This window comes from Cupriavidus sp. 05T313, assembly GCF_056396665.1.
The window spans coordinates 42222-52443 of sequence record NZ_JBFTLX010000017.1 but is presented as its reverse complement, the minus strand read 5'-3'; the positions used below and the strand labels follow the sequence as shown (position 1 = coordinate 52443).

The following is a 10222-nucleotide window of genomic DNA, read 5'->3' as shown; positions in this document are numbered from 1 at the left end:
GACCTATTTTATGCCCAACTTCCGTGCCGGTGGAACGGAAATTGCTATCGCTGATGACGCCGTGATCGTTGCAGGGTAAAAGGCGACACCGGAGCCACCTTGGGCACAAGGTCGCCGCAGCTGCCGCTTGCTGTGGCGCGCCGCGTTACATGCGGAAATTCTCGCCCAGGTAGACCTTGCGCACCGACTCGTTGGCGATGATGTCTTCAGGCCGGCCCGAGGCCAGCACGGCGCCTTCGCTGATGATGTAGGCGTGATCGCAGATGCCCAGCGTCTCGCGCACGTTGTGGTCGGTGATCAGCACGCCGATATTGCGCGCCTTGAGGAAGCTGACGATGCGCTGGATCTCGCCCACCGCGATCGGGTCGACGCCGGCGAAGGGCTCGTCTAGCAGGATGAAGCGGGGCGCCGAGGCCAGGGCGCGGGCGATTTCCACGCGGCGGCGTTCGCCGCCTGACAGCGAAAGCGCCGGATTGTCGCGCAGGTGGGCAATCTGGAGGTCATCGAGCAGCGTGTCCAGCCGGCGCTCGAGTTCGGCCTTGCCAAGTGGCTTGCCGTCCTGGATCTGCAATTCCAGTACCGCGCGGATGTTCTCCTGCACATTCAGCTTGCGGAACACCGAAGCTTCCTGCGGCAGATAGGACAGGCCCATGCGTGCCCGTTCGTGAATGGCCAGGCCGCTGATGTGCTTGTCGTCGAGCACGATGTCGCCCTCGTCCAGCGCCACCAGTCCCACGATCATGTAGAAGGAGGTGGTCTTGCCCGCGCCGTTGGGCCCCAGGAGTCCGACCACCTCGCCGCTCTTTACGTCGAGGGACACATCCTTGACCACCGTGCGCGAGCCGTAGCGCTTTTTCAGGTGGCGCACGACCAGCGTGCTGCTGTCCTTCAGGGTGGCGGGCTGGGAGGGTGCGGTTTGGGTAACGGTCATGAAGGCTGAATCCGTGGATCGGGCGACGCGGSGGCGTCAGGGATTGACGGGGGCGGGCGCAGGCTTGAGCGGCAGCGGGGCGCCGGCGGCGCCGCTGGCGGGTTGCTCCTGGCGCGGCGACAACACGGCGCGCACGCGACCGGACGGGCTGCCCGCCGTCGCGTTCTCCGTACCGCCGCTGGCGGTGTAGAACTCGTTGCGGCTGTCGTAGGTGATCACTGCGCCGCGGATCTCGTCGACCAGCTTGGCGCCGGCCAGCCGCGCCATGCGTGCGCGGCCGATCAGCTTGGACAGCTCCTGCTTGCCGTCATACTCGATGCGGTCGCCCCAGCCGTCGATGTATTCGTCGACGTTGTCGCGCTTCTGGCGGATATAAGCCTGCTTGCCGCCCTTGGACGTAGCCACGGCGTACTGGTAGCCCTCGGGATCGGTGCGCACTTCGGCCGCGTCGGATTTCAACACCATGGTGCCCTTGGTCAGCACCACGTTGCCAGTCAGCACATAAACCTGCTTGACGTCGTCATAGCTGGCGTTGTCGGCTTCCAGTACCAGCGGTTTCTCGCGGTCGGCTTTCTCCGCGCTGGCGGGCGCGGCCAGCGTGAGGCCGAGGACGGCTGCCAGCGTCAGCAAAGCGGCCGTGCTGCGGCGGCGACAGGACGATGTCGTCAGGAGTGAATTCATGTTGGCGTGATGGCGGTTGGCGCGGACGGCTGTGGCCCGCGGGCGGCTTCGTTTCCTGGCGGCTGTTTCCGGGCAAGGCGGGCGGGGCTGCGCGGGCGGCACCCGCCTGGGTACCGTTTGCGCCCGCTCGCCTGGCCAGCACTGCTTCGCTTCATCTGGCAACAGCCTCTCGGGTCTTTGTTATCTGGGCTACTTCGCGGGACTCGCCGGCGGCCCCGTAATAATGGTGCCGCGTACGTTACCCAGCAATTGTACTTCGCGGGTGACATTGTTGAAGATCAGCCCGTTTGCCGTCATCACCGACGGGCCGCGGGTCAGCTTGACGGCTTTGTCGGTCTTCACGATGTCATCGTTGATCAGCACCTGGAAATACTCCGAGGCGGCTGTCATCTGCGGATCCTTGGCCGGGTCCGGCCCTTGGGCACGCACGATAAAGGCATTGCCGAACAGGTCGATCACCGAGCCTGCCGCGTTCATCGTGCCGCGATCGGAGTGGCCCGTGACAGGCGGGCGGTCGATTTCGTAGGCGCGCATGGCCGGACGCGTCACTTCGTAGGTCTGGTCGTCCTCGAAGTGGATCATCTTGTCGCCGGTGAACCGCATCTTGGTGTTGCCGTCCTCGGCCAGTTCGGTGGCGGAGAAGCGGACCATGTAGTAATCGGGCTCATGCTTCTTGCCCACCGGCCCGGTGGCGGCTTCTTTCGGGGAATTGACCTGCACCAGCCAGAAAGTGCTGCCCGCCACTAGCGCCATCAACAGCAGCGGCAAGGCGCGCATTCCTAGCCGGCTCAGGGAGGACAGGATATCCCGCATAGTTTGTGGGTGCTCTCAGATGACCTTGGCGCGGGTCAGGTCGTGGATGTGCAGGGCACCGACCAGGCGCTGGTCGGCATCGACCACCAGCATCTGGTTGATGCGGTTCGCCTCCATGACCTGCACGGCTTCCACCGCCAGCTGGTCCGGCCCCACCGTATGCGGCGAGCGGTGCATCACCTCGCTGATGGGCACGGTCTTCCAGTCGCGCGGCGTTTCCAGCAGGCGGCGCAGGTCGCCGTCGGTGAAGACGCCGATCAGGTGGTCGTCCGGATCCACCACCGCGGTCATGGCCATGCCCTTGCGGGTGATTTCCATCAGGGCCTGCGCCAGCGGCGTGCTTTCGCGTACCTTGGGCACTGCGTTGCCGCTGCGCATGACGTCGCGCACATGGGTCAGCAGCTTGCGCCCGAGCGCGCCGCCCGGATGCGAGCGGGCAAAGTCTTCCTCGCCGAAGCCGCGCGCGTCCAGCACCGCCACCGCTAGCGCATCGCCCATCGCCAGCGCGGCGGTGGTGCTGGCGGTGGGGGCCAGGTTAAGCGGGCAAGCCTCTTTCTCCACACCGGCGTTGAGGTGGGCGTCGGCCAGCTTGGCCAGCGTGGAGGCGGGGTTGCCGGTCACGGAGATCAGCTTGGCGCCGATGCGCTTGACGATCGGCACGATCGACAGCAGTTCGGCGGTCTCTCCGGAATTGGAAAAGGCAATCAGCACATCGTCGCGCGTGACCATGCCCAGGTCGCCATGGCTGGCCTCGGCCGGGTGCACGAAAAAGGCCGGCGTGCCGGTCGATGCCAGCGTGGCCGCGACCTTGCGGCCGATGTGTCCCGACTTGCCGATGCCCGACACGACGACGCGTCCGCTGCAATTCAGAGTGAGTTGCACGGCCTGCGCAAATTCGCCGTCCAGGCGGCCCGCGAGGGCGGCGACGGCATCGGCTTCGATCTGGAGGGTCTCGCGAGCGAGCCGAAGTGCTCGATCCGCATTGAAATTAGCTATCATGGCGACGAAGTATACCAACGAATGCGATGGCGCTTGGGCTGTTCCTGGGATCGGGCGGCCGGGGCGGCTGCCGTGCTTGCCGCAATCCGCCGGCAGGGCCGCCCGAGCCGGGTTGTCCTGGCCCGGTGGTGGCGTACCCTGATCCTTCCGATGCACTCTCCGCTGGACCTGACCCTTGTGCTGCTGGCCGCCGCCGTGTTCGGCGTGGTCGCCTTTCGCATGCTGCAATTACCGCCGATGCTGGGGTACCTGGTGGTCGGCATCCTGATCGGGCCGCACGCGCTCGGGCTGGCCAGCGATACCGCGCAGACCAAATACCTGGCCGAGTTCGGCGTGGTCTTTTTGATGTTCTCGATCGGGCTGGAGTTCAGCCTGGGCAAGCTCAAAGCCATGAAACGGCAGGTATTCGGCCTGGGCGGCTCGCAGGTGGTGCTGTCGCTGCTGGTGGTGATACCGGCGAGCTGGGCCTTCAACTGGCTGTTTCCGCTGTCCTGGCAGGCTTCGGTGGCGCTGGGCGGCGCGCTGGCCATGTCGTCCACCGCGATCGTCTCCAAGATGCTGTCGGAGCGGCTGGAGCTGGAAAGCGAGCACGGGCGCAATATCATCAGCATCCTGCTGTTCCAGGACTTGGCGGTGGTGCCGCTGCTGATCGTGATTCCGGCGCTGTCGCGCGATCCCGGCGACATGGCGATGGCGCTCGGCCTGGCCACGGTCAAGATCGTGGTGGCGCTGAGCCTGATCTTTTTTGTCGGCAAGCGGGTCATGAGCCGCTGGTTCCATGTGGTGGCGGCGCGCCGCTCGCAGGAGCTGTTCATGCTCAACCTGCTGCTGGTCACGCTGGGCATGGCGGCGCTGACCGAGCGGCTGGGCCTGTCGATGGCGCTGGGGGCCTTCATCGCCGGCATGCTGATCTCCGAGACGCCGTACCGCCATCAGGTGGAGGAGGACATCAAGCCCTTCCGCGATGTGCTGCTGGGGCTGTTCTTCGTCACCATCGGCATGTTGCTCAATATTCACGTGGTGCTCGATCACCTGTGGCTGGTGCTGGTGTTGCTGATCGTGCCGATCATCTTCAAGCTGCTGCTGATCGCCGGCCTGGCGCGCCTGTTCGGCTCGCGCCAGGGGGTAGCGATCCGCACCGGCCTGGGGCTGGCGCAGGCTGGCGAGTTCGGTTTCGTGCTGCTTAACCAGATCGATGGCCTGAACCTGGTCGATCCGGTGCTGATCCAGGTCATCCTGGCCTCGATGCTGCTGTCGATGCTGGCGGCGCCGTTCCTGATCCAGTACAGCGACGCCATCGTGCTGCGCTTTGCCGCCAACGAATGGCTGATGCAGTCGCTCAATATGACGCGCATCGCGGCGCAGAGCCTGCAGACCGAAAAACACGCCATCATCTGCGGCTTCGGCCGCAGCGGCCAGAACCTGGCGCATATGCTGGAGCGGGAGGGCATCACCTACGTGGCGCTCGACCTTGACCCGGATCGGGTGCGGGAGGCCGCCGCCGCGGGCGACACGGTGGTGTACGGCGACGCGGGCCGGCGCGAGGCGCTGATCGCGGCGGGCCTGCACCGGGCGGCTGCCTTGATCATCACTTATAACAACACGCCCTCCGCCCTCAAGGTGCTGCACCACGTGCAGGAGCTGGAACCGGCGCTTCCCGTCATCGTGCGTACCATGGACGACTCGGAGCTCGACATCCTGCAGAAGGCGGGCGCCACCGAGGTGGTACCGGAAAGCATCGAGGGCAGCCTGATGCTGGCCTCGCACGCCCTGGTGCTGCTGGGTGTGCCGATGCGGCGGGTGGTGCGCGGCGTGCAACAGGCGCGTGATGCGCGCTACAGCCTGCTGCGCGGCTACTTCCACGGACGCGACGACGAGGAGGATATGGTCGAGCGCGAGTCGGTGCGGCTGCAGTCGGTCTCGCTCGGCCCCGAGGCCACGGCGGTGGGGCGGCGGCTGGGCGCGCTAGGGCTGGACCGCATCGGGGTGGAGGTGACGGCGGTGCGCCGGCGCGGCATCCGCGCGTTCGATCCGCAGCCGGAAACCGTGCTGGAGCCGGGCGATATCGTGGTGCTGCGCGGGCAGCCCGAGGCGCTGGAGGCAGCCGAGCAGCGCATGCTTGCCGGTTGACTCTGACGCCGCGCAGGGAATGCGGCCTTATGCCGCCGCGCGGCTGGCGGGGCGCGCCGGTTCCGCCCAGGATGGCGGCAGGCCTTCCAGCACGGCCCGTGCATCGAGCGAGCCGACCGGCACGCTCTGATCGGCGGGGATGCGGCCTTCGCCTTGTAGCAGCAGGTAGCGCAGGCAGCACACGCGCAGGAATGACGTGAAGTTCGCCGCCTCGCCCCGGTACGCCGTCAGTTCGTCGTGCAGCCGGGTGATGAGCTGGCCCACGCTCATGCCGTCGCGCCGCGCCAGCGTTTCGAGCACTTCCCAGAACAGGCTTTCCAGCCGGATGCTGGTGGCCACCCCGTGCAGCCGCAGGGAGCGCGACTGGCCCTCGTACGACTGCGGGTTGGCCCGGATGAAGATTTCACACATAGAACAACTCCCGTGCGTGGCGGCCCGCGAGGGTATGCTCGCGGGCCGCGTTCGGAAGTCTCTAATGTACGATCCGGGTGCCCAGGACCGCAAGGAACTGCGCCAGCCAGGCCGGATGCGCTGGCCATGCCGGGGCGGTCACGAGGTTGCCATCGGTGTGTGCCTGGTCGACCGGGATGTCGGCGTACTTGCCGCCGGCCAGGCGTACTTCGGGCGCGCAGGCCGGATAGGCCGAGCAGGTCCGGCCTTCCAGCACGCCGGCCGCGGCCAGCAGTTGGGCGCCGTGGCACACCGCGGCGATCGGCTTGTTGGCGCTGGCGAAGTGACGCACGATCTCCAGCACCCGTTCGTTCAGGCGCAGGTATTCGGGGGCACGGCCGCCTGGGATGACCAGCCCGTCGTAGGCTGCCGGATCGATATCTGCAAAGCTCGCGTTCAGCGTGAAGTTGTGCCCGCGCTTCTCGCTGTAGGTCTGGTCGCCCTCGAAATCGTGGATGGCGGTGGGGCAGCTGGCGCCGGCGGCCTTGTCCGGACACACCGCGTGGACCGTGTGGCCCACCATCTGCAAGGCCTGGAACGGCACCATGGTTTCATAGTCTTCGGCATAGTCGCCGACCAGCATCAAGATCTTTTTTGCCATCACGGTCTCCTGTATGGTTACGGCTGTCAGGCCGGGTGCCGCACCGGAATGCCCGTGCGGCCCGCCTGAGCCTTGGGCCCATTGTGTTGCCGTTTGCGGCAGCCCGGGTAGTAACCCATTACCGCATGCAGCCTGCCGCCGCGGCTGGCTGTCCGACCGAGTCCCCATGCCCAATACCACCATCCAGTCGTCCGCCCTTGGCGACGTCACCCACTACCTGCGCGAACGCATCCGTACCGTGCCGGACTGGCCGCAGCCCGGTGTCATGTTCCGCGACATCACGCCGCTGCTGCAGGACCCCAAGTCGCTGCGCGTACTGATCGATGTCTTCGTGCACCGCTATATGGACGCCCGGCTTGACATGGTGGCAGGCATCGACGCACGCGGCTTTATCCTCGGCGCCATCCTGGCCTACGAACTCAACCTTGGCTTCGTGCCCATCCGCAAGAAGGGCAAGCTCCCCTTCCAGACCGTGGCGGAGGAGTACGAGCTCGAATATGGCAGCGCCACGGTCGAAATCCACGCCGATGCCTGCAAGCCCGGTGACCGCGTGCTGCTGGTGGACGACCTGATCGCCACCGGCGGCACCATGATGGCCGGCCGCAAGCTGCTGGAACGCCTGGGCGCCACGGTGGTGGAGGGCGCCGCCATCGTCGACCTGCCCGAGCTGGGAGGCTCGCGCCACCTGCTCGACAGCGGCCTGCCGCTGTTCACGGTTTGCCGCTTCGACGGACACTGACGCCTGCCCAGGGATCATCAGCGCTCCGCCCATCCCAGGCGGGGCGCGGTGTTGCGGCCCTTCCAAGCCATACGTCCATGGCGTTGCCCGCACATGCACGCGGGAGCATAATGCCCCATTGACAACGATACGATGGCCGGGCGGAATCGTGCGATCTGCATTTGCTTATCTGCATTTGCGTCCGCAAGCGATGGAGGCACCGGTCACATTAGGGCGGACCATGGGCGTACTACTTCATTTGCTTTCCGGCGTGGCGCTGCTGGTGTGGGGCACCAACATTGTCAAGGTCGGCATCCTGCGCGTGTATGGCGCCAACTTGCGCCACGTGCTCTCCTCCAGCATTTCCAACCGCTTCACGGCGTTTGCCGCCGGCCTCGGCGTGACCGGGCTGGTCCAGAGCAGCAACGCAACCGCGGTCATCGTCAGTTCCTTCGTGGGCCAGGGCCTGATCGCCGTGGCSCCSGCGCTSGCCATCATGCTGGGCGCCAACGTCGGCACCGCGCTCATGGTGCAGGTGTTTTCGCTGGACCTCTCGTGGCTGTCGCCGCTGCTGATTTTCGTCGGCGTGATCCTGCATTTGTCCTGGAAGGGCAACAAGCCCGGCCACGTGGGCCGCGTACTGATCGGCCTCGGGCTGATCACGCTGGCACTCGAGCTGATTTCCATCGCCACCCGGCCCGTGGTGCAGGCCGCCGGAGTCAAGGTGCTGTTCGGTACGCTCACCGGCGATCCCACGCTGGATATGCTGATCGGCGCCTTCCTCACCATCCTGTGCTATTCCAGCCTGGCAGTAGTGCTGTTCTGCGGGGCGCTGGCCTCGGCCGGGGTGGTGTCGCTGCATGTGGCGATGGCGCTGGTGCTGGGCGCCAACCTGGGCTCCGGCATCTCCGCGCTGCTGACCACCTCCGGCAATAACCAGCCCGGCAAGCGCGTCACCCTGGGGAACCTGCTGTCGCGGCTGCTCGGCTGCGTGATCGCGCTGCCTTTGCTGGGGCAGGCCGAGCACCTGCTGGCGCTGGTCGATGCCGATCCGCAGCGGCTGGTGGTCAATTTCCACCTGCTGTTCAACGTGGCGCTGGCGGTGCTGCTGCTGGGCGCCACCGGTCCGCTGGCACGCCTGTGCGAAAAGGTGCTGCCGGGCCGCAACACCGGCGACAGCCAGGTCACTCCGCGCCACCTTGATCCGGCCGCGCTGCCCACGCCCGCGCTGGCGCTGTCCAATGCCGCGCGCGAAGTGCTGCGCATCGGCGACCGCATCGAGCAGATGCTGGACAATATGCTGCGCGTGCTGCGCACCAACGATGCCAAGCTGGCCACCGCCACCTGCCGCATCGACGACGAGGTGGACGATCTCTATACCGCGATCAAGCTCTACCTGACCCAGATCAGCCTCGAAGCGCTGGACGAGCGCGATGGCCGGCGCTGGACTGAAATCATCTCGCTCACCATCAACCTCGAACACGCCGGGGACATCATCGAACGTATCCTGCAGGACGCGCGCGACAAGAAGATCGCCCATAACCTGGCGTTCTCGGAAGCGGGCATGCAGGAGATCTCGCAGATGCACGCGCGCGTCGTGGCCAACCTGCGCCTGGGGCTGTCGGTGTTCCTCTCCGGTGACCTGAAAAGCGCGCAGCAACTGATGGCCGAGAAGGCCACCTTCCGCGATCTGGAGCGCAAGTTCGCCCGCAGCCATCTGCAGCGCATCGCCGTGCAGACCGCCGAGAGCATCGAGACCAGCTCGCTTCACCTTGATGTGATCAGCGACCTGAAGCGCCTGAATTCGCTCTTCTGCGCCACTGCCTATCCGGTGCTGGAAGAGGCAGGCGTGCTTAACCGCAGCCGCATGAAGGAAGACGACAGCGAACCGCCGACGCGCGCAATGCCGTCCGCGCAGGCGCACTGAAGGGCCCGCATGGAGGATCGGCTACAGTTTGTAGCCGATCTCCCGAAGCAGGTCCCGCCGCCACGCAATGTCGAGCTCGGTTTCCAGCCCGAGCGGCGAAGCGCCATCGACCACGCCAAGCACCGCGCGCCCCTGCGCGGTCTGCGCCACCACCACTTCGGTCGGGTTGGCCGTGGCGCAGTAGATCCTGCATACTTCCGGCACCGCGCGCACCGCGGTCAGCACATTGACGGGATAAAAGCCATCGCCAAGAAACAGCAGGAAGCTGTGGCCGGCGCCGATCGCCATCGCGTTCTCGCAGGCCAGGTCGATCATGGCATCGTCGGTGCCGGACCAGCGCACCAGGCGCTTGCCCGAGGCCTCGCAGAACGCCAGGCCGAACCGGATGCCCGGCACCGCGCCGACGAGCGCCTCGTGGATATCGTCCACGGTCTTGATGAAATGCGACTGTCCAAAGATGAAATTGGTCGCCTCGGGCTTGGTGACCGGCACTACGATGAACTCCATGGCCGTGCTCCTGCGTTGGCCTGCGTCAGTCGTCAGATCGGCTTCGAATGGCCCTTCGCAGTCTATGGTAGGCCGGGCAGGGTCGAATGCAAGGTGCCGCGCGGGACTACTTGCCCGGCGGGGACGTGCCGTTGCGGCGCCGGCTTCGCATGTGCCGGAGCATGATTGCGATAGCCGCGAGCAGGAGCGCGCCGCCTGTCGTCAAGGACACGGTGGCAAACATCCCGCCGCCGGTATTGCTTGCGGCTTGGGCCGCGCTGGCGGGCTCCGCTGGCCGGGCGGCTTGCGTGGAAGGGGCGGATGCCGCTGGCGCGGCTGGCTCTTCGAGCGCGCGCGCCTGCGGCGCGGCCAGGTCGATCGGTGTGACGGTCGCCTGCGCCGCGGCCGGGCTGGCGGCAATGGCGCCGCCGAGCAGCAGCGCGCATTGCCAGGCGCAAAGGATCAGGCGGGAACCCAGGCGCACGG

General features: G+C 66.5%; 11 protein-coding genes. 3 read left to right on the top strand and 8 right to left on the bottom strand.

The window, feature by feature from the left end:
• Positions 1 to 145: 145 nt before the first annotated feature.
• The 4 genes from lptB to AC1DKD_RS06815 all read right to left on the bottom strand — a co-directional run bounded on the left by lptB (position 146) and on the right by AC1DKD_RS06815 (position 3424).
• Positions 146 to 931, bottom strand: a complete 786-nt coding sequence (gene lptB / locus AC1DKD_RS06830; protein WP_045241335.1) for an LPS export ABC transporter ATP-binding protein — start codon at positions 929 to 931, stop codon at positions 146 to 148.
• A 36-nt stretch (positions 932 to 967) separates the two neighbouring features.
• Entirely contained in the window at positions 968 to 1612 is a 645-nt protein-coding gene (gene lptA / locus AC1DKD_RS06825) for a lipopolysaccharide transport periplasmic protein LptA (RefSeq protein WP_035868341.1), read from the bottom strand.
• A gap of 189 nt (positions 1613 to 1801) precedes the next feature.
• Positions 1802 to 2425, bottom strand: coding sequence for an LPS export ABC transporter periplasmic protein LptC (gene lptC, locus AC1DKD_RS06820; protein WP_441627032.1), 624 nt, complete (start codon positions 2423 to 2425; stop codon positions 1802 to 1804).
• A 15-nt stretch (positions 2426 to 2440) separates the two neighbouring features.
• The gene (locus AC1DKD_RS06815; RefSeq protein WP_035868380.1) at positions 2441 to 3424 is read right to left on the bottom strand and encodes a KpsF/GutQ family sugar-phosphate isomerase; all 984 of its coding nucleotides are present in this window, start codon (positions 3422 to 3424) and stop codon (positions 2441 to 2443) included.
• Between the two features lie 150 nt (positions 3425 to 3574).
• On the opposite strand from AC1DKD_RS06815, the gene AC1DKD_RS06810 reads away from it, so the two are divergent.
• On the top strand, positions 3575 to 5554 hold the full coding sequence (locus tag AC1DKD_RS06810; protein WP_428180116.1) for a monovalent cation:proton antiporter family protein: 1980 nt from the start codon (positions 3575 to 3577) through the stop codon (positions 5552 to 5554).
• Positions 5555 to 5581: 27 nt separating this feature from the next.
• Here AC1DKD_RS06810 and AC1DKD_RS06805 read toward each other — a convergent pair whose 3' ends face one another.
• Complete coding sequence (locus tag AC1DKD_RS06805) at positions 5582 to 5965, bottom strand: ribbon-helix-helix domain-containing protein (RefSeq protein WP_035868349.1); 384 nt, start codon at positions 5963 to 5965, stop codon at positions 5582 to 5584.
• 61 nt (positions 5966 to 6026) lie between these two features.
• Positions 6027 to 6605, bottom strand: a complete 579-nt coding sequence (locus AC1DKD_RS06800; RefSeq protein ID WP_428180117.1) for a DJ-1/PfpI family protein — start codon at positions 6603 to 6605, stop codon at positions 6027 to 6029.
• A 166-nt stretch (positions 6606 to 6771) separates the two neighbouring features.
• On the opposite strand from AC1DKD_RS06800, the gene AC1DKD_RS06795 reads away from it, so the two are divergent.
• Both AC1DKD_RS06795 and AC1DKD_RS06790 read left to right on the top strand, forming a co-directional pair.
• Positions 6772 to 7344, top strand: coding sequence for an adenine phosphoribosyltransferase (locus AC1DKD_RS06795; protein ID WP_441627035.1), 573 nt, complete (start codon positions 6772 to 6774; stop codon positions 7342 to 7344).
• 220 nt (positions 7345 to 7564) lie between these two features.
• Complete coding sequence (locus AC1DKD_RS06790) at positions 7565 to 9250, top strand: Na/Pi cotransporter family protein (RefSeq protein ID WP_441627037.1); 1686 nt, start codon at positions 7565 to 7567, stop codon at positions 9248 to 9250.
• A 21-nt stretch (positions 9251 to 9271) separates the two neighbouring features.
• Here AC1DKD_RS06790 and AC1DKD_RS06785 read toward each other — a convergent pair whose 3' ends face one another.
• Positions 9272 to 9757: an adenosine-specific kinase gene (locus tag AC1DKD_RS06785; protein ID WP_035868363.1), complete on the bottom strand. Its 486-nt coding sequence runs from the start codon at positions 9755 to 9757 to the stop codon at positions 9272 to 9274.
• Positions 9758 to 9863: 106 nt separating this feature from the next.
• Entirely contained in the window at positions 9864 to 10220 is a 357-nt protein-coding gene (locus AC1DKD_RS06780) for a hypothetical protein (RefSeq protein WP_441627039.1), read from the bottom strand.
• Between the last annotated feature and the right edge of the window lie 2 nt (positions 10221 to 10222).